This is a genomic window from Rhodococcus sp. G-MC3 (assembly GCF_030063335.1).
Taxonomy (GTDB): Bacteria; Actinomycetota; Actinomycetes; order Mycobacteriales; family Mycobacteriaceae; genus Rhodococcoides.
The window spans coordinates 1-19,506 of the sequence record NZ_JASISW010000021.1; the positions used below are offsets into that span (position 1 = coordinate 1).

At 62.2% G+C, this 19,506-nt stretch carries 21 protein-coding genes; 2 read left to right on the top strand and 19 right to left on the bottom strand.

The annotated features are described in order from the left end of the window. Positions 1-529 precede the first annotated feature (529 nt). Positions 530-1,222, bottom strand: coding sequence for a pyridoxamine 5'-phosphate oxidase family protein (locus tag QMK17_RS20300; protein ID WP_283511105.1), 693 nt, complete (start codon positions 1,220-1,222; stop codon positions 530-532). Between the two features lie 81 nt (positions 1,223-1,303). Here QMK17_RS20300 and pdxR point away from each other — a divergent pair, with 81 nt between their 5' ends. Beyond that, positions 1,304-2,701 (top strand): MocR-like pyridoxine biosynthesis transcription factor PdxR, encoded by a 1,398-nt coding sequence (gene pdxR, locus QMK17_RS20305; RefSeq protein WP_283511106.1) that lies wholly within the window; start codon positions 1,304-1,306, stop codon positions 2,699-2,701. On the opposite strand, the gene murA is transcribed toward pdxR, so the two are convergent. Then, a complete protein-coding gene (murA, locus tag QMK17_RS20310; RefSeq protein WP_283511107.1) occupies positions 2,694-3,947 on the bottom strand; it encodes a UDP-N-acetylglucosamine 1-carboxyvinyltransferase in 1,254 nt (417 codons plus the stop codon). The genes pdxR and murA overlap by 8 nt on opposite strands. A gap of 44 nt (positions 3,948-3,991) precedes the next feature. Between murA and QMK17_RS20315 the strand changes: the two genes are divergently transcribed. Further along, the gene (locus tag QMK17_RS20315) at positions 3,992-4,576 is read left to right on the top strand and encodes a cob(I)yrinic acid a,c-diamide adenosyltransferase (RefSeq protein WP_283511108.1); all 585 of its coding nucleotides are present in this window, start codon (positions 3,992-3,994) and stop codon (positions 4,574-4,576) included. 14 nt (positions 4,577-4,590) lie between these two features. Here QMK17_RS20315 and QMK17_RS20320 read toward each other — a convergent pair whose 3' ends face one another. From QMK17_RS20320 to rpmE, 17 genes are all read right to left on the bottom strand, one after another. Beyond that, positions 4,591-5,028, bottom strand: a complete 438-nt coding sequence (locus QMK17_RS20320; RefSeq protein WP_283511109.1) for a DUF2550 domain-containing protein — start codon at positions 5,026-5,028, stop codon at positions 4,591-4,593. Positions 5,029-5,060: 32 nt separating this feature from the next. Further along, positions 5,061-5,420, bottom strand: coding sequence for a F0F1 ATP synthase subunit epsilon (locus QMK17_RS20325; RefSeq protein ID WP_115968166.1), 360 nt, complete (start codon positions 5,418-5,420; stop codon positions 5,061-5,063). Positions 5,421-5,450: 30 nt separating this feature from the next. Continuing rightward, positions 5,451-6,899: a F0F1 ATP synthase subunit beta gene (atpD, locus tag QMK17_RS20330; protein ID WP_283511110.1), complete on the bottom strand. Its 1,449-nt coding sequence runs from the start codon at positions 6,897-6,899 to the stop codon at positions 5,451-5,453. Between the two features lie 3 nt (positions 6,900-6,902). After that, complete coding sequence (locus QMK17_RS20335; RefSeq protein ID WP_283511111.1) at positions 6,903-7,877, bottom strand: F0F1 ATP synthase subunit gamma; 975 nt, start codon at positions 7,875-7,877, stop codon at positions 6,903-6,905. Between the two features lie 54 nt (positions 7,878-7,931). Next, positions 7,932-9,575: a F0F1 ATP synthase subunit alpha gene (gene atpA / locus QMK17_RS20340; RefSeq protein WP_283511112.1), complete on the bottom strand. Its 1,644-nt coding sequence runs from the start codon at positions 9,573-9,575 to the stop codon at positions 7,932-7,934. Positions 9,576-9,668: 93 nt separating this feature from the next. After that, a complete protein-coding gene (locus QMK17_RS20345; RefSeq protein WP_283511113.1) occupies positions 9,669-10,496 on the bottom strand; it encodes a F0F1 ATP synthase subunit delta in 828 nt (275 codons plus the stop codon). 7 nt (positions 10,497-10,503) lie between these two features. Then, entirely contained in the window at positions 10,504-11,067 is a 564-nt protein-coding gene (locus QMK17_RS20350) for a F0F1 ATP synthase subunit B (protein WP_283511114.1), read from the bottom strand. A 6-nt stretch (positions 11,068-11,073) separates the two neighbouring features. Then, positions 11,074-11,322, bottom strand: a complete 249-nt coding sequence (locus QMK17_RS20355; protein ID WP_115968151.1) for an ATP synthase F0 subunit C — start codon at positions 11,320-11,322, stop codon at positions 11,074-11,076. Positions 11,323-11,420: 98 nt separating this feature from the next. After that, positions 11,421-12,146, bottom strand: coding sequence for a F0F1 ATP synthase subunit A (atpB, locus tag QMK17_RS20360; RefSeq protein WP_442972807.1), 726 nt, complete (start codon positions 12,144-12,146; stop codon positions 11,421-11,423). A gap of 407 nt (positions 12,147-12,553) precedes the next feature. Then, on the bottom strand, positions 12,554-13,006 hold the full coding sequence (locus QMK17_RS20365) for a hypothetical protein (protein ID WP_442972805.1): 453 nt from the start codon (positions 13,004-13,006) through the stop codon (positions 12,554-12,556). Between the two features lie 32 nt (positions 13,007-13,038). After that, positions 13,039-14,253 (bottom strand): glycosyltransferase family 4 protein, encoded by a 1,215-nt coding sequence (locus tag QMK17_RS20370; protein WP_283511116.1) that lies wholly within the window; start codon positions 14,251-14,253, stop codon positions 13,039-13,041. Then, on the bottom strand, positions 14,250-15,533 hold the full coding sequence (gene glyA, locus QMK17_RS20375) for a serine hydroxymethyltransferase (RefSeq protein WP_283511117.1): 1,284 nt from the start codon (positions 15,531-15,533) through the stop codon (positions 14,250-14,252). Before glyA ends, QMK17_RS20370 begins: the two co-directional genes overlap by 4 nt. Continuing rightward, entirely contained in the window at positions 15,530-16,198 is a 669-nt protein-coding gene (locus QMK17_RS20380) for an L-threonylcarbamoyladenylate synthase (RefSeq protein WP_283511118.1), read from the bottom strand. Before QMK17_RS20380 ends, glyA begins: the two co-directional genes overlap by 4 nt. A gap of 132 nt (positions 16,199-16,330) precedes the next feature. Further along, positions 16,331-17,215 carry a peptide chain release factor N(5)-glutamine methyltransferase gene (gene prmC, locus QMK17_RS20385; RefSeq protein ID WP_283511119.1) on the bottom strand — a complete coding sequence of 295 codons (885 nt, stop codon included), beginning with the start codon at positions 17,213-17,215 and terminating at the stop codon, positions 16,331-16,333. Between the two features lie 41 nt (positions 17,216-17,256). Beyond that, a complete protein-coding gene (locus QMK17_RS20390) occupies positions 17,257-18,042 on the bottom strand; it encodes an SHOCT domain-containing protein (RefSeq protein ID WP_283511120.1) in 786 nt (261 codons plus the stop codon). A gap of 46 nt (positions 18,043-18,088) precedes the next feature. Continuing rightward, positions 18,089-19,165 carry a peptide chain release factor 1 gene (prfA, locus tag QMK17_RS20395; protein WP_283511121.1) on the bottom strand — a complete coding sequence of 359 codons (1,077 nt, stop codon included), beginning with the start codon at positions 19,163-19,165 and terminating at the stop codon, positions 18,089-18,091. 91 nt (positions 19,166-19,256) lie between these two features. Then, positions 19,257-19,490: a 50S ribosomal protein L31 gene (gene rpmE / locus QMK17_RS20400; protein ID WP_283511122.1), complete on the bottom strand. Its 234-nt coding sequence runs from the start codon at positions 19,488-19,490 to the stop codon at positions 19,257-19,259. Positions 19,491-19,506 lie beyond the last annotated feature (16 nt).

Consider the following 19,506-nt stretch of genomic DNA (forward strand, 5'->3'; position numbering starts at 1 on the left):
CTAATCAGTCAAATGACATCAAGTCCAAATCACTAGCAAAAAAACTCAACTAGCTATAAAACAAATATCAACCCACTTCAGACGGGAAGAATGAAGCAAGAAGATGTCACACCCACACCCCGAAAGGTATGAGCACCAAAAACATTCGGCACTGACATTCATCGACACACTGTTGAGTTCTCAAAGAACACGCACACACCATCCACCACCAAGCACAAACACTTGACAGCATCCGGGGCAACCGTTCCAGCCTATCCCAGCTTGGTCTCGGACACAAGGCCCGACTCTTGGGGGACACAGCAGATACTACCTTCGGTCAGATGCACCGTACAACCTCGTGTCCAAGTCCGTGAAGACTTGGTCGGTGTCCGTCTCGCTCTGACTTGAAGAAAGTTACGCGAGCGGACGGCACTGCGCAAGTCGGCAGGTAAACCCGAACTTTCCGTGACATTTACGCAGGTGACGCCCCCGCTCAGTGCCGCCCACAGTGACCTCTCCGCGAAATTTCCGACTGTGACGCCGGACATACTTACGGGTTGTGCGCTCTCGCCACGGCCAGAACATGCTCAGGCACAGGTGTTCCCGGCTCCACATCACCGGCGCGCACCAACTGCCCGGCACATTCGTGCAGGGGAACGACTCCCGCCCAGACTCCCCCGAGTTCGATATCCGTCGGGTCGTCGACGGGATCGCCACTTCTTGCTTTGACAGATGCCTCGAACATCGGAAGCGCGAGTACTACCGTCGCCGCAAGTTCCTTGTTCGTGTGCGCACGAAGATGTGCGCTCCTTCCGTCGATGACCTGATCGACGATCGCCTCGAGCGCACGTGATCGCTCGGACTCGTCGGTGACCACACGTGGTCGACCCAGCACGACTGCACTCCGATAGTTCATCGAATGATGGAAGGCCGATCGGGCAAGAACCAAGCCGTCGAGCACCGTGACGGTCACGCATATTTCGGAGTTTGGGGCCTCGACGAGGCTGCGGGCGGCGACGGAACCGTGCAAGTACAGAGTCCCTCCCTGGTCCGGTCCGTCGAAGTCGACGCCGAATGCGGTCGGCAACACTCGTACACTCCCGTCGACCATCACCCCCAAATGGCAGATCCTGGCGGAGGAGAGCACCCCCGCCAGATCGCTCCGGTTGGTGCGGGCGCGGATCCGACCTCGCTTGATGGTGGAACGCGCGGTGGGCGACAGAGAAGTGTCGTCGATGCTCATCCACTGATGATTGCCGAAGATTGGCCTATTGTCATGGTCCAAAGACAAGCAATTTAACTAAGCCACTTTGCGGAGCAAGCCGTGCTGCCATTCTCGCTCACCATCACGCTCGATCGGACGAACATTCGTACGCTTTCGGTGCAGATCGCCGACCTCGTCCGCACCGGCATCGACAACGGTCAGATCGTTCCCGACACTCGATTACCCAGCAGCAGAGCGCTTTCCGCTGATATCGGTGTCGCTCGGGGAGTCGTGGAGGTCGCATACGAGCAGCTGATCGCCGAAGGGTGGCTCGACGCGCGACGAGGATCGGGCACCTTCGTGCGACGCGTCCCCGCCGAGGTCCGGCCAACGGGATCGCGCGCCCAGACAACGTCTCCGGAACTCAACCTGGAACACCGGATCCGCCTCTCCACCGGCACCCCCTGGGTACCCACCAGAACGTCCGCCGCCTGGAAGCGTGCATGGAGGGAGGTCGGCACCGCGCAACTTCATCAGGCTTACCCGGACCCCCGTGGCGATCCCGAGCTCCGTGCAGCAATCGCAGCCTTGTTGAGTCGATCGCGGGGTCTGCACACCAGCGCCGACTCGGTAGTCGTCACCACCGGCAGCATGCATGGAATGAGTTTGTCTCTCGCTGCGCTCGGCGACGACGATCACCATCCACCTCCGGTGCTCGCGCACGAAAATCCTGGCTACCGGGTAGCGACAACCACAGCGAGACGGTGGGGATGGTCCGTTCACGATGTCGCCGTCGATGCCGACGGAATGGTGACGGACGATCTCGATCGCGCGCCGGCGGCGACTCGCGCCGTCTATGCCACCCCGTCACACCAATATCCGACGGGTGGTCTCCTCCCCGTCGGGCGACGTCGTGCGCTCGCCGACTTCGCTCGCACTCGCGACGTGATGATCATCGAGGACGACTATGATTCCGAATTCCGTTACGACGTAGCGCCTTTGCCGACCGTGGCGGAGTTGGCCCCCGACAGGACCATCTATCTCGGCACCGTCGCGAAGACCCTGGGCGCAGGCGTCAGACTCGGATGGCTCGTTGCACCGCCAGAATTCGTCGAGCAGATTGCCAGGGTTCGCGCCGACATCGGCGACTATCCGTCGATTCCGATCCAGCGTGCGATGGTGTCTCTTCTCCGCGACGGAGAATGGGACAAGACGGTTCGCGCGGCGCGCCGCCTCTACCGCGATCGCGACCGTCGGGTATCGACTGCCCTGGCGCCCTTCGGGGAACTACGCGGCGTAGGCGCCGGTATGTATACGACGCTTCTGCTCGATTCGGCATGCGCAGATCGAGTGGCGGTCGCAGCCGCGGCCGCCGGAATCGACGTCGACACCATGGCCATATCGACTCGCACCGCATCTCCGATAACAGGTCTCCTCGTCGGATACGGATCGGTTTCCGACGAGGAGTTGGCCCTCGGCCTCAATGTCCTGGTGGACGCTCTCGAAGTCGTCAGCTGACGCGTTCGATGTTTCCGCCGAGGGCGGACAGATTCTCCACGAACTGCGGGTAGCCGCGATCGATGTGGTAGACGTCGTGCACCTCGGTGACTCCGTCGGCACACAGTCCTGCGAGCACCAGGCCAGCGCCGGCCCGAATGTCGGACGACCACACCGGCGCGCTCGACAGTTGCGGAACTCCGCGTACCACCGCGTGGTGACCGTCCGTTCTCGCATCGGCGCCGAGACGGATCATCTCTTCGACGAACCGGAACCGTGCTTCGAAGACGTTCTCGGTGATCATCGACGTGCCGTTGGCAACAGCCGCCAGGCCGATTGCCATGGGCTGCAGGTCGGTGGGGAACCCGGGGAACGGCAACGTCGCGAAGTTCACGGCAGTCGGACGTTCGTGCTGCACGACACGGAAGCCGTCGGCCTCCGACGTCACCTCCGAACCAGCGGCGCGCAATTTGTCCAGCACCAAAGCAAGGTGCTTGGGATTGACCCCGCGTACGCGCACATCACCTCGGGTCATCGCCGCCGCGATTCCCCACGTCGCGGCGACGATTCGGTCACCGATCACCCGATGGGTCGTCGGTTTCAGCGAAGCAACGCCTTTGATCGTCAACGTCGATGTGCCCGCACCGGTGACCTGAGCGCCCATGTTGTTCAACATGTTGCAGACGTCGACGATGTCGGGCTCTCGTGCAGCATTGTCGATGACGGTCTCACCTGTGGCGAGCACCGCAGCCATCAGAATGTTCTCGGTAGCCCCCACTGACGGGAAAGCCAGCCGGATGTTGGCGCCGCGCAACTCTTCGGCTTCGGCAACGACACATCCATGCTGGATCTCACTGTGTGCGCCCAACAGGCGCAGACCCGACTGGTGCATATCGAGAGGCCGGGAGCCGATCGCATCCCCTCCTGGCAGCGCGACGACGGCCCGCTTACAGCGCGCGACCAACGGTCCCAGTACACAAACGGACGCCCTGAACTGCGTGACTGCAGGGAAGTCCGCGTGGTGCTTCGGTTCCGCTGGTGTCGTGATGTGTACGACCGAACCCTCGAGAACCACCTCGCACCCGAGCCCGCGGAGAACCTCCGCCATCAACGGGACGTCGAGGATGTCCGGGCAATTGGTGATCGTGCTCGTGCCCTCGGCCAACAAGGCCGCGGCCATCAATTTGAGGACGCTGTTCTTCGCACCGCCCACCGACACCTCGCCGACGAGTCGGTTTCCACCGGATACCAAAAAGCGTTCACTCACAGTTCGACAGCGTAACCACCCGAGTTGGGCGGTACCGTGGCGCCATGGCTGTACACCTGACTCGGATCTACACCCGCACCGGCGACGACGGGACCACTGGGTTGAGCGACTTCTCCCGTGTGACGAAGAACGACCCACGTCTGATCGCCTACGCAGACTGCGACGAGACCAATGCCAGTCTCGGAGTTGTTCTTGCCCTCGGCAATCCGGCGGAGAACGTGGTGGACATCATTCGAACCATCCAGTCCGACCTGTTCGATGCGGGCGCAGATCTGTCGACGCCTGTAATCGAGGATCCCAAGTACCCGCCGCTCCGCATCGATCAGTCCTACATCGACAGGCTCGAAGGCTGGTGCGACGAGTTCAACGAAAACCTCGAACCGCTGACATCGTTCATCTTGCCCGGAGGAACTGCCCTCGGGGCCCTCCTACACAACTCGAGGACGGTCGCGCGGCGCGCAGAACGAGCCGCGTGGGCTGCCGTCGACGAGAGTCCCGGCAATACAAGTGCACTTCCCGCCAAGTATCTGAACAGACTCTCCGACCTACTGTTCATCCTGAGTAGATCTGCCAACCCCGCGGGTGATGTGCAATGGGTTCCGGGAGCGTCGCGCGGGGCCGATACCTGAGCCGCACCGACAAGTCAGGCTGCGGGCCGACCACGCCTCGATCGACCTGAGGGCCGAGATTCCAGCCACGACATGAATGCGGTCAATGCCCCACGGTCGAGCGCAATCTCGTAGGCATGACCATTGTCGGTGAGCTCGAGGACCGCAATTTCGTCGGTCATGATGTCGAACTCGTTGCTGCGCGGTTTGCGCCGTTCCCCCACCTCGATGCCCTGACGGGTCATCCGGTGATCCGGGCCGGGGCGCAGGCTCGACAGTTTGAAGAAAACCAAGGTGTTGTCGCCGTAGCGAATGACTCCGTGCCTCCAGCCGCTACCGCCGGCCGAGGGCGTCACACGCATGATCGCCGCAGTGCCGCCGCGGCGAAGAATGGTGAGGCGATACAAAAAAGCCACGACGAGGGCTGCGAGCAGCACAACCAGAATGATCAGAACGATCATTCCGATGTGCATCACAGAACCTCGTCGTGGCTTTCTCGTAGAACCTAGGCCCGCTCGGCGGCGCGGATTCGGCCCTTCGCGATTGCGAGAGCTTCCTTGTCGTCACCGCCGGCGTCCAGTACCGATCGTGCTGCATCGACGTCGATGTCCTGTGCGAAGTCCGCGGACTCCGCCAGGACGGTGACGGTCTTGCCCGTAACCGACAGGAAGCCACCGTGGACAGCTGCCACGATCTTCTCTCCGTCGGTCGTCGTGATGGACACCGTCCCTGCCTCGACGAGCTGGCCCAGTACAGGCTCATGGCCGGCCATGATGCCGATCTCACCTTCGGTGGTCTGAGCGCTCACCAGGGTCGCGTTGCCGGACCACAGTTTCTGCTCGACCGCGACGAGTGAAACTTCCATGCCGTTCGTTTCCGCAGAAGTCACGTCGGGCTACTTTCCGGACATCTTCTTGGCTGCTGCCTCGACGTCGTCGAGACCACCACAGCTGTTGAAGGCCTGCTCGGGAAGGTGGTCGTACTCGCCCTTGGTGACCTTGTCGAACGCCTCGATGGTGTCGGACAGCGACACGACCGAGCCGGCTTCACCGGTGAACTTCTCGGCGACGATGAAGTTCTGGCCGAGGAACTTCTGGAGACGACGCGCGCGGCCGACCAGAACCTTGTCCTCTTCCTGAAGCTCGTCCATACCGAGGATGGCGATGATGTCCTGCAGTTCCTTGTACTTCTGCAGAATGCGCTTCACCTCGTTGGCGACGCGGAAGTGCTCTGCTCCGACGATGCCGGGCTCGAGGATTCGCGACGTGGAGCTGAGCGGGTCCACAGCGGGGTAGATACCCATCTGCGAAATCGGACGCGACAGCTCGGTGGTTGCATCGAGGTGGGCGAACGTCGTGGCAGGCGCCGGGTCGGTGTAGTCGTCGGCGGGAACGTAGATCGCCTGCAGCGAGGTGATCGAGCGTCCACGGGTCGAGGTGATGCGCTCCTGGAGCTCACCCATCTCGTCCGCCAGCGTCGGCTGGTAACCCACGGCAGAAGGCATACGTCCCAGAAGGGTCGATACCTCGGAACCTGCCTGCGTGAAACGGAAGATGTTGTCGATGAAGAGCAGCACGTCCTGGCCCTGCACATCGCGGAAGTACTCCGCCATGGTCAGTGCGGACAGGGCGACGCGCATACGCGTGCCCGGCGGCTCGTCCATCTGGCCGAAGACGAGGGCGGTGTCCTGCAGGACGCCCATCTCTTCCATCTCGAGGTGAAGGTCGGTGCCCTCACGAGTGCGCTCCCCGACGCCCGCGAACACCGAGGTACCGGAGAACTCGCGAGCGATACGGGTGATCATTTCCTGGATCAGAACGGTCTTGCCGACACCGGCACCACCGAACAGACCAATCTTTCCACCCTTGACGTACGGGGTGAGCAGGTCGATGACTTTGATGCCGGTCTCGAGGATTTCGGTTTTTCCCTCGAGCTGATCGAAGGCTGGTGGCTTGCGGTGGATGCCCCACTGCTCGCCGTCGCGACCGAGTCCCGGGGTATCGAGGCAGTCACCGAGGGCGTTGAACACGTGACCCTTGACGACGTCGCCGACAGGAACCGAAATCGGCTTACCCGTGTTTTCGACGGTGGTGCCGCGCACGAGACCGTCGGTCGGCTGCATCGAGATGGTGCGGACCAGGTTGTCGCCGAGGTGCTGAGCAACCTCGAGCGTCAGAGTCTTGGCCACCGTCGGCAGCGTGATCTCTGCGTGGAGTGCGTTGAACAGGGCGGGGATGGCGCCGCGCGGGAATTCGATATCCACAACGGGGCCGATGACCCGAACGACACGGCCGGACTGTGTGTCCGATCCGTTCGCGTTCTCTTGGGCTACTGCTGCGGTCATTGCTTAGTCACTTCCTGCGCTGTCAGCCAACGCGTTTGCGCCACCAACGATTTCGCTGATTTCCTGGGTGATCTGGGCTTGCCGAGCCTGGTTCGCCTGACGGCTCAGGGTCTCGACCAATTCGTTCGCGTTGTCCGTCGCGGCCTTCATAGCGGTACGACGGGCGGCCGACTCGGACGCTGCCGCATCGAGCAACGAGGAGTAGATCCTCGTGCTGATGTACTTCGGCAGCAGAGCCGACAGGAGGGTTCCGGCTTCGGGTTCGAAGTCGTACTGGGCCTGCACTTCGGAAGCAGAAGGAGAATCGGTGAGGGCATCTGCACCCATCTGAATCTCTTCGTCCGTGTAAGCGATCTCCAGCGGTGCCATCCGGCGTACCTCTGGCTTCTGCGTCAGCATCGACACGAAACGTGTGTAGACGATGTGCAGCTCGTCGACCCCTTCGATGGTGCCTTCACCATTCGGAGCATCGACGTCGGAGCCGGACCCCGCCATGAAGAGCTCGACCAAGTGCCTACTGGCCTTGGCCGCATCGGCATAGCCCGGCTCCTGGGAGAAACCGGTCCATGCACCCTTCACGTCGCGCTCACGGAAGGTGTAGTAACCGAGCCCCTTCGCGCCGAGCACGTAGATGACCGGATCCTTGCCCTCTTTACGAAGAAGCTGAAACAGCTGCTCCGCCTCCTTGAGCACGTTGGAGTTGTAACCGCCGCACATACCGCGGTCGCTGGTGACAACCAGGACAGCGGCGCGCTTGGGCTCGTCCCGCTCGTTCAGCAGCGGGTGGTCCAGCGAGCCGGACGCACTCGCCAACGCCGAGAGCACCTTGGTGATCTCTTCCGCGTACGGCTTCGAAGCGGCAACACGGGCCTGCGCTTTGGTGATTCGCGATGTAGCGATCAACTCTTGCGCTTTGGTGATCTTCTTCGTCGAGTTGACCGACTTGATCCGGGAACGCAGCTCGAGAATGCTTGCCATCTAGCTGTTCACGCTCCCTTCTCTACTCGTGAGAACACTGGTCATGTCGCTGACCTACTTGCTGACTGTCTTGCGTGTGACGTTGACCTGCTCCTGGCTGACCTCGTCGGGGTTCAGCGTGTCCGCCTCTGCCTCGTTGACGACGCGGTTGCCCTCGGAGTCCAGGAAGCCTGCCTTGAACTTCTCGGTGGCCTCGGTCAGTGCCTTCTGAGCATCGTCGTCGAGAGCCTTGCCACCGGCAATGCTGTCGTAGACACCGCTGGCGTTGCGGTGCAGGTCTTCGAGCAATTCGCTCTCGAAGCGACGGACGTCCGCGACGGGAACGGAGTCGTACGTGCCCTGGCCTGCAAGCCAGATCGAGATGATCTGATCTTCGACGGCAACCGGGGAGTACTGATCCTGCTTGAGGAGCTCGACCAGACGAGCGCCGCGCTCGAGCTGCGCCTTGGACGCAGCGTCGAGATCGGAGGCGAACGCAGAGAAGGCTTCGAGCTCACGGAACTGAGCAAGCTCGAGACGTAGCGAACCGGAGACCTTCTTCATGCCCTTGGTCTGCGCGGCGCCACCGACTCGAGAAACCGAGATACCGACGTTGATCGCGGGACGAACACCCTTGTTGAAGAGGTCCGATTCGAGGAAGACCTGACCATCGGTGATCGAGATGACGTTGGTCGGGATGTACGCCGAGACGTCGTTGGCCTTGGTCTCGATGATCGGCAGAGCCGTCAGCGATCCGCCACCGAGCGCGTCGGACAGCTTCGCCGAACGCTCCAGCAGACGGGAGTGCAAGTAGAAGACATCGCCGGGGTATGCCTCGCGGCCCGGCGGGCGACGCAGCAGCAGTGAGATGGCGCGGTACGCCTCGGCCTGCTTGGTCAGGTCGTCGAACACGATGAGGACATGCTTGCCCTGATACATCCAATGCTGGCCGATGGCCGAGCCGGTGTACGGTGCGAGCCACTTGAAGCCGGCGGAATCGGATGCGGGAGCCGCGACGATGGTCGTGTACTCGAGTGCACCCTGCTCTTCGAGCGCAGCTTTGACGCCTGCGATCGTGGAGCCCTTCTGGCCGATGGCGACATAGATGCAGCGAACCTGCTTCTTCTCGTCGCCCGACTCCCAGTTGGCCTTCTGATTGAGGATGGCGTCGATGCAGACGGCGGTCTTGCCCGTCTTGCGGTCACCGATGATGAGCTGACGCTGTCCGCGACCGATCGGGGTCATGGCGTCGATGGCCTTGATACCGGTCTGGAGAGGCTCTTCGACAGGCTGGCGCTCGAGCACCGAGGCTGCCTGCAGTTCGAGAGCCCGGTTCTCGCTGGACTCGATGTCGCCGAGGCCGTCGATAGGCTGGCCGAGAGGGTTGACGACGCGACCGAGGTAGCCGTCGCCGACCGGTACCGACAGAACGTCGCCGGTACGCTTGACTTCCTGGCCCTCTTCGATGTGCTCGTAGTCACCGAGGATGACGGCACCGATTTCGGTGGCATCCAGGTTGAGCGCAACACCGAGAACGCCGCCGGGGAACTCCAGAAGCTCGTTGGACATCGCCGACGGAAGTCCGGACACGTGTGCGATTCCGTCGCTCGTGTCAGTAACCGTGCCGACCTCCTCGCGGGAGGACTCCGGTGAGTAGCTCGCGGTGAAGTTCTCGATCGCGCTACGGATCTCGTCGGAGGAGATCGTCAGCTCCGCCATATTTTTTCCTGCTCTTCCTTCAGTGATCGCGGTATCAAAGTGATTCGAAATGTCGAAACGCTTCTTTTGGTGACTGTGGCGTCCGTGCTCGGACTACTTGAGTGTCTTTCGCAATGCAGCAAGGCGGCCCGCCCCACTACCGTCGATGACCTCGTCGCCTACCCGGACCACGAGTCCGCTGAGCAGTTCGGTATCGACCTCGATATGAACAGTGACGGGCTTGCCGTAGGTACGCGTCAGCGTGGCAGTCAGCTTCTCGAGCTGAGAGTCACTGAGCGGCGCCGCGCTGCGCACGTGCGCCACAACCCGGTCACGAACCTGAGCGGCCAGCCTTGCCAGCTCGTCCAGCGCGTCGGCGGGTGCCGACTTGCGGAGGCGACTGACCGATTGGACGGCCAACGCCTCGGTGACTGCGGTCACCTTGCCGTAGAGCAAGCGTCCGAGGAGCTCACGCTTACCTTGAACAGGCTTGCTGACATCGGACAAGGCCTGTTCGAGTTGCGGGTTACCTGCAACGATCCGGCCGAGACGGAACAGTTCGTCCTCGACGGTGTCCAGTTGATCCTGGTCGGCAGCGGCACGAAACAGAGCTTCGCGTCCCAGCTCGACCAGCGAGTTCAACAGGTCCGAAGTCTTGGACCAGCTTTCCGATACGGCCGACGTCAGGATCTTCGCGGTGATCTCGGAGATCTGACCTGCGAACAACTCCTGCGCGAGCGCACTGCGACGATCCGCGGACACCGACGAATCAGCCAGCGCGGTACGCAACGTGCGCTGCCCGTCGAGGGTCTCCACGACAGCGAAGAGCTCGGCACCGGTCTGCGCGGCCGCAGCAGTTGCCTGCCCCGCCGACGCAGACCCCAGTGCATCGTTCGCAACCGAACGCGTGCGGGCGAGAGCCTCACGAGAAGTTGCGTACATGGTTATCTCACTTTCCGGCTGCAGAGTCAGCGGTGACGGAGTCGAGTTCGCTCAGGAAACGATCGATGGATCCTGCTCGCTTCGCCTCGTCGGACAACTGCTCTCCGATGACCTTTTCGGCGAGTTCCACTGCCGTGCGTCCGAGATCTCCACGAAGTTCCGTGACGATCTGCTGACGCTGAGCAACGAGCTGGCTGTGGCCCGCGGCCACGATCCGGTCGCTCTCTTCCTGCGCCTTCGTCTTCATTTCGGCGAGGATTGCCTGGCCCTGAGTACGCGCTTCCTCACGGATCTGCGCGGCCTCGGAACGGGCGTCGGCCAGCTGCTTCTTGTACTGCTCGAGAGCAGCCTTCGCTTCTGCCTGCGCCTCTTCGGCCTTCTTGATGCCGCCTTCGATCAGCTCGCTACGTTGTGCCATGACTTCTTGGAACTTCGGAAGGATGTACTTCCAGAAGACGAAGCCGATGACAGCGATGCAGATCGCAGACCAAACAATGTCGTATGTCGCGGGGAGGAGAGGATTGATCTTCTCTTCCTCCTCCGCGGCCAAAATCGCGAGGTTGGTTGCCATGTCGGATTAACCGAACAGGAAGCCGGCGACGATACCGATCAGCGCGAGCGCTTCGGTGAACGCGATGCCGAGGAACATGTTGGTACGGATGGTGCCCTGGAGCTCCGGCTGACGCGCGATGCCCTCGATGGCCTTGCCCACCACGATGCCTACACCGATGCCAGGTCCGATCGCTGCGAGACCGTAACCGATTGCACCGTAACCTGTGCCGGTCACCGTGCTGGTCGTTTCCTGTGCCAGGTACGCGAGGCTCATTTGATTTCCGTTCCCTTTCTGTTGCCCACCACCGGTCGGTGCGTGGGTCAGGTAGATCTTTTCGGTCGTGCGGTTCAGTGAGACTCGTCAGTGCTTTTCTAGTGAGAGTCTGCGTGCAGTGCGAGATCGATGTACACCGCAGTCAGCAGTGCGAACACGTATGCCTGCAGTCCGATCACGAGCATCTCGAAGAGCGTGAAGCCGAAGCCCGCTGCCAGCGAGAAGATGCCGAAAATCTTCATTCCCGCCGCGGCCTGGAAGAAGAAGAACTGGGTCGCGCTGAAGAACAGCACGAGCATGAGGTGGCCGGCCAGCATGTTGGCCATGAGACGCACGGTGAGCGTGAACGGCCGGAGGATGAACGTCGAGATGAACTCGATCGGAATCAAGATGATGTGAAGTGCAATGGGAACGTCGGGAACGACGACACTGCTCTTGATGTACTTGAAGAAGCCGTACTTCTTGATGCCGACGTAGTTGAACGTGACGTACGCAATCGCTGCAAGCACGATCGGCATGCCGATTCGAGCGTTGGGCGAGATGTTGAGGAACGGGATGATTCCCGACAAGTTCATGAACAGCACGGCGAAGAAGATCGTCATGATGATCGGCAGGAAGCGCTTGCCCTGCTCCTTGCCGAGAATCTCGTCGGCGATCTGAATCTTGACGAAGTCGAGCATGTACTCGACGCCGTTCTGCAGACCCCGCGGTACGACCTTCGGGCTGCGCATCGCCACCGCGAACAGCACGACCAGAACAAGCGTCATGAGGATGCGGATGAGCATCAGCCGGTCGAGTTCGAAGGGAGTGCCTTCGAACAGCACAGCGGGAGGAAAGAAGTCGGATAGTGACGGCGGGTGGAACTCCGCAGCCAAGTTGGTGACGCTCAGCGGTCTCTCCCGTGTTCGGGCCGCAGACGACTACGACTGCGGTTCGATCGGACATTGACGATCTATCAAGTCGACGATATCGGCTCGAGGTCGTCAGCAGCTGAGGCCTGGTCTTCATTGGCCAGCGTCTGTCGGGTGTCGGCGACTTACGTCGACTCGGCAACTATCCAGGCGCGTCTGTAATGAAATTCACGCGCTTTCGGTTACCTGCAAGGGATGATCTGGCCGCGAAATGTCCCATTCGCGGCAGTCCGCCCCTTACTTGGTGGGAACTTTATCAACACAACTACGACGTTGTGTAGGTGGGGCTACTTCTTGACCGATTACGACCGGTCGTCGTACTACGTGTTGTCGGAGCCTTTGGTCGACGGTGGTTCGTCGACATAAGGCGCCTTCGTTCGCACCACACCGTAGACCTCTGCGCCGAGAACCAGAACCAGGGCGAACACTACGACCAGTGCGAGCGACTTCTTGCTGTAGAAATCCATGTCCTTGAGTACCGCCAACACCACCACGGCGAGCAACATCTTGACGATCCAGCCACCGAGCAGAACAGCACCGGCCATCGTCGGCGGGATTTTGGAGGTGAGGGCGATCGACAGAGCGGTCGTGAGGATGAAACCGCCGCCGAGCGCCGCGCCGATGAGTGCGCCCCACAGTCCGGGAAGCCCAGCGACAAGCGTCGCGATGACAGCGCCGAGGACAGTCAGCACCAGCAGTCCGATAACGCCGTACCGAACTGCAGCACGCATCGCATCGGACTGATCGGGCACAGGCGCAGGAGAGAAGCTCACAGGCGCACAGACTACCTGTGCATGACCGGGCCTCAGGACCGTCGTGCTCTCTTGTCAGCATTTCTGGTTCGCCTGCGTTGACGGGCCCTGTCGAGGCGGATTGTCGGCACAGCCGTCACCACCAGCGCGAACACCAGCCCTGCTGCAACCAGTAGGACGACGATTCGACGGTCGATCAGCGAGGAACCAACCACACCGAACGCGAGAACACCGACCCACAGGTAGATCACCAGTACGACTCGGCGGTGGGAATGACCGATCTGCAGCAACCGATGATGGAGGTGCATCTTGTCCGGACTGAATGGGCTGCGACCCGCCCTCGTTCTCCTGATCACAGCGAGCAGGAGGTCGAGGATCGGAATGAACATCACCGCACCGACCAGCAGCAACGGCGACAGCAAGCCGAGAAGGTCGCGCGGTCCGTACCCCGTCAGTGGGATCCGGCCGGACGCACTCGTCGCGATGGTCGCGAGCATCAGCCCGATCAGCATCGAACCCGAATCACCCATGAAAATTCGGGCCGGTTGAAAATTGTGGGGCAGGAATCCGAGGCACGCGCCCGCCAACGTTGCAGCGATGATCGCCGGTGGATAGACACCGGTGTCGCCGCCCTGCTCGTGAAGAAGTCCGACGGAGAACACGCAGATTGCAAGGGAGGCGATGAAGCCGAGTCCGGCGGCCAGGCCGTCGAGGCCATCGATGAAGTTCATCGCGTTGACCATCACGACTGTGATCAGAACGGTGACCAACCCGGCTTGCAGCTGGTCGAGTACGACCGTGAACCCGCCGTCCGTCCACGGCACGTAGATGATGTACCAGCTCACTCCCATGACGACGAGGACGCCTGCCGCGGTCACCTGGCCGACGAACTTGGTGAGTGCGTCGAGGCCCCATCGGTCGTCGATTACGCCGACGGCGACGATGACGAATCCGGCCACAAGAGCTGCCGGAATGTCCTGGGTTCCGTATTGAGAGTCGAAACCGCGCGCGAGAGCCGGGAGCTGTGACGCGAACAGCAGCGCAACGGCCATTCCGACGAACATTCCGGTGCCGCCGAGCCGAGGAGTCGGGGTGACGTGCACGTCGCGCTCGCGGGGGGCCGCCACGGCACCGAACTTGATCGCCAGGACACGGACACCGCCCGTTGCCAGAAACGTCACAACGGCTGCGGTGAGGAAAACGAGAAGTAGCTCTCGGATCGGGACACCCGCACCCTGCCCGGACTGAGCGAGAACATCGAACGTCATGCGCGGGGATACGCGGGCTTGCGCCCCACGAGAGCGGCGACCTCACCTCTGATGCTGTCGAGTTCGCGATCGCCCGCCGCAGTTCCGGCCTCGGCTTGGACCGCTCGAGCCACCAGTGTCCCGACGACAGCCGAATCGGCAGCATCGAAGCCCTGCGTCGTGGTGGCAGCCGAACCGACACGAATCCCCGACGCCACCGCAGGCGGAGCCGGATCGAACGGGATCGCATTCTTGTTGAGGGTGATGCCTGCGGCAGCGCATCGCCCTTCGGCGGTACGTCCGTCGACTCCGAGGTGCGAAAGATCGAGTAGCGCCAGGTGCGTGTCGGTTCCACCCGACACCGCACGCATTCCTGATTCGACGAGAGCGGTTGTCATCGACTGTGCATTCTCGACAACCTGCGCTGCGTACCGACGAAAGTCCTCACTGTGCGCTTCACGAAATGCGACGGCCTTGGCAGCGATCGCATGCATCAGAGGTCCGCCCTGACTGAACGGAAACACCGCCTTGTCGATCGCACGAGCATGTTCTTCGCGACACATCAACATTCCGCCGCGAGGTCCGCGCAGAACCTTGTGCGTTGTCGCCGAAATGACGTCGGCGTAGGGAATCGGAGACGGAATCGCCTGCCCTGCAACGAGTCCGATGAAGTGAGCGGCATCGACCCACAGGATTGCGTCGACCTCGTCGGCGATCGCGCGGAATGCCGCGAAGTCGATCTCGCGTGAGTATGCAGTCGCTCCGGCAACGATGATCCGCGGTCGATGTACGAGTGCGAGTTCCCGCACCTCGTCGTAGTCGATGAGTTCGGTGTCGCGATGCACGTGATACGGAATTGCGGTGAACCATCGGCCGGAGAAGCTGACTTTCGACCCATGAGTGAGGTGCCCGCCGTGCGGGAGGCTCATTGCCAGGATTGCATCACCCGGCTTCGCGAATGCCGCGTAGACCGCCAGATTTGCATTGGCCCCTGAATGGGGCTGAACGTTGACGTGGTCGGCGCCGAACAACGCTTTCGCCCGCTCGATCGCCAGGTTTTCAGCTCGGTCGACCACATCGCAGCCGCCGTAGTAGCGAGCGCCCGGGTAGCCCTCCGCGTACTTGTTGGTGAGCACACTTCCCTGGGCGGCAAGAACGGCGGGACTGGTCAGGTTCTCGCTGGCGATGAGTTGCAGTCCGCCTCGAAGGCGATCGAGTTCGTCGGTGAGCACACCGGCGATCTCCGGATCGGCGGCTTCGAGCTCGCTGAACTCCGGACCGAAGAACCGAGGCGCGGTCACGATGCGACGCTCCCGGCGAGCAAGCTTTCGGTGCTCACACCGAGCACCTCCGCAACCGCCTCGGTGGATACCGCCCCGGAACGGAGGACACGGGGTTGATCGGACGTGAGGTCCACAATTGTCGAGGCCTGTGCGTGTTCGGCGGGACCACCGTCCAGATACACCGCCGCAGATCCACCCAGCTGGTCCCTGGCCTCGGTGACTGTTGTCGCAGGCGGTTGGCCGGAGATGTTCGCGCTCGACACTGCGAGGGGACCTACCTCGCGCAGCAGCTCGAGCGCCACCGGGTGCAGCGGCATCCGCAGCATCACGGTCCCCTGGGCGTCACCGAGATCCCAGGCCAGTGACCTCGCCTGCTGGACGACAAGGCTCAATGCTCCCGGCCAGAAAGCTCTGATCAAATCACGCGTACGCGGCGGGACGCTCCCCACGAGTCCGTCGATGGTGCTCCAGGACCCGACGAGCACCGGCACCGGCATATCCCTGCCTCGGCCCTTCGCCCGCAACAGATCGGTCACGGCACTGCCGTCGAATGCGTCGGCAGCGAGCCCGTACAGCGTGTCCGTCGGCATCACGACAAGGCGGCCGGATTTGAGTGCGCCTCTGGCCGCGGTCAATCCCGCTGCTCGAGAGTCGGCCTGCTGGCAGTCATAGACGGTACTCACCCCCCTATCTTGTCACCCGTCCCGCCGCGACGGATCGCAAGGCTGGTTGGGTACCCCGTGTCGCCTGTACTAGCGCAGCCCGTTCCGCAAGCTCCACTCCTAGACACACAGTCCGTTCCGCAAGCTCAACTCCTAGCTTTCAGGGGAGACAGCGCGAGACGCAACGACGAACCGCGGGCGGCCGGCGAGGTCTGGATGCTGGACGACATCGGTGAAAACACGGCGGCCCTCGAACAACTCCACGACGCGATGGCCATGGGAGTCGTCGTGTTCCACACCAACTCCCCCGCCGAGGCGCAACCACCGGGCAATGTTTTTGATCATCGGTTCGATAACCGATAGACCGTCGCTGCCGCCGAACAACGCAAGATGCGGGTCATGGTCGACCACCTCGGGATCCAGCACGGCACCCACGGGAATATAGGGAGGGTTGGCGACAATTACATCCACGCCGCCGTCGAGTTCGGTCAAAAGCGAACGGTCCGTCACGTCTCCATGGTGCAGCGTGATGGGGGTATCGCCGCGCTCCGCTCGCAAGTCTGCATTGCGCCTCGCCCAGGCAAGCGCTGATGGGTCGAGTTCGACCGCGTGCACCTGGGCATCCGGCCTCGCATTGGCCAAGGCAAGCGCAAGTGCGCCGGAACCCGTGCACAGATCCAGAATTACCGGCGGCTTCCGATCGACTCCTTCGACAAACGCAAGAGCCCAGCCGAGAAGCAGTTCGGTCTCGGGGCGCGGCACGAAGACACCCGGCCCTACCTCGACGTCGATGTTACCGAGCGCTGTTGTGCCGGTGATGTATTGCAGGGGAATCCGCTTGGCGCGCTGAGCGATTGTTTGTTCGTAGGCGTCGATCACCTCTGGTTCGACGAGAGGAACCAGACCGAGACGACCACGCTCGACTCCGACGAGATGAGATGCCAGCAGTTCGGCGTCGACCCGGGGGCTCGGCACCCCTGCCGCCTCCAGCGTCGCAGTTGCTTCCAGAATTGCCAGGCGTAACGGTTTGCGAGTCACCCGTACAGCGTGCCACGTCGCACCGACGCGGCACGCCGAGCTCAGATCCGCTTCAGCAGCTCGGCCTTCTTGGTGAAGAATTCGTCGTCGGTGAGAATGCCTTTGCCGTGCAAGGAGGCTAACGCCTCGATTGCCGATGTCACCTCGGCAAGGTCCATCGGCGTCGCCTGATTCGACTGAGCGGCAGGCTGGAAAGCGGCAGGTGGGGGCGTTTCCTGCTGGGGAGCGAACGGCTGGGGTGGCGCCGGGGATTGCGCCTGCACCGGATCCACCAGCGGCAGACTCGCAGCCGTGAAGGTGCCGTACTGGCTCGTGAACTCCAACGATCCAGGACCGCCGCCCTGCTGTTGCTGGACGCCGCCGATCGAGTGATCGAGCGTGTCGTATACCGACAAGCGGCCACCCGCTAGGACCGCGAGACGGCGTGAACCAGGGAAATAGGCGTACTGCGAGCCGTTCTGCCCGCCACTCGAGCTCGGGCTTCCGAGATCGCTCGGCCACCACGAACCACCGGAACTCGATCCCGATTCAGACTGAGACTGGGCAGGTGGGTAGACCTGATGCTGGGCGAGTACGCCGGAAAGATCGCGACACAAGCCGTCGACACGTCCCTTGAGGGAGTAGTCGAACATGTTGCCGACCATCGTCATTCCCCCGCGCATCCACTGCCCACCGCCACCGAGCTCGGGAATGTTGAACTGTGCCATGGAGCCACGTCCCGCGTTGACCGCATCGAGCATCACACGGACCGCATCGGTGGAGATGCCGTACTTACCCGCCAATTCCTTGACCGCGTTCTCACCCGCCGGTGTCAGTTCCTGGTACATGGAGCGGCCCCCTTACGAAGGAACGGAAGAATGCGCTGCGCGAGATCTATTCGGCTTGCATCCGCGCATCGCGATCGGCTTTGCCGAGCGCGTCGAGCAGTGCGTCGAGCTCACCGTCGAGGACGGCGTCGAGATTGTGCGACTTGAAGCCGATGCGGTGATCGGTGATGCGGTTCTCCGGGAAATTGTATGTCCGAATGCGCTCGGACCTGTCTACAGTACGAACCTGGCTTGCCCGGCCTGCGGCGGCTTCCTCATCGGCCGCTTCCTCAGCGGCAGCCTGGAGCCGAGCGGCGAGTACCTGCATTGCGCGCGCCTTGTTCTGCAGCTGCGAGCGTTCGTTCTGACACGTCACGACAATCCCGGTCGGCAGGTGCGTGATGCGCACCGCGGAATCGGTGGTGTTGACGCCCTGACCGCCCTTGCCGGACGAACGGTAGACGTCGATGCGCAGATCGGTTTCGTCGATCTGCACTTCCTCGACCTCGTCCGGTTCCGGGTAGACCAGAATTCCTGCTGCAGACGTGTGAACACGACCCTGAGATTCGGTAACCGGGACGCGCTGCACCCGGTGCACCCCGCCCTCGAACTTCAGCCGCGCCCAGACGCCGTTCAGCGAGCTACCCTTCGCCTTGATGGACAACGTGGCGTCCTTGTAACCGCCGAGATCGGATACGTTCGCATCGAGGACCTCGACGCGCCAACCGCGTCGCTCGGCGTAGCGCACGTACATCCGCGCGAGATCGGCCGCGAACAGCGCCGATTCCTCACCGCCTTCACCGGACTTGACCTCCATGACGATGTCGTCGCCGTCATGTGGGTCGCGAGGTGCCAGTAGATCCGCGAGCGTCTGCTCCAACGTCTCCACGGTCTGTTCGAGCTCGGGGATTTCTGCGGCGAAGGACGAATCGTCGGCTGCGAGCTCACGTGCGGCGGCGAGGTCGTCTGTTGCGGACGTCAACTTGCCGTGGACGGACATGATGGGAGCCAGTTCGGCGAAACGCTTGCCTGCACGCCTGGCAGCTGCCGGATCGTTGTGCAAGGCCGGATCGGCGAGCTGCTGCTCGAGACCCGAGTGCTCGGCCAGAATGTCGTCGATGGCCGAAGGCTTCGTCCTCGCCATAGTGTGTGCTCCGCTCGACTCGAAAATTACCTACGGAAAAACAGACGACGCCCGCCCTGCAGACATCACAGGGCGGGCGTCGGTGTAACAGCTAGCTGTCGGCGTCAGCCTTCTTGCTGGCGCGCTTTCCGTAGCGAGCCTCGAAGCGTGCAACGCGACCGCCGGTGTCGAGAATCTTCTGCTTGCCCGTGTAGAACGGGTGGCACTGCGAGCAAACCTCGACATTGATGCGCTCTTTGTCGGTGGTGCTCCGCGTCTCGAAAGTATTGCCACAACCACACACAACCGTGGTGAGCGTGTAGTCGGGGTGGATTCCTGCCTTCATGGTGTCCCTTTCAGAT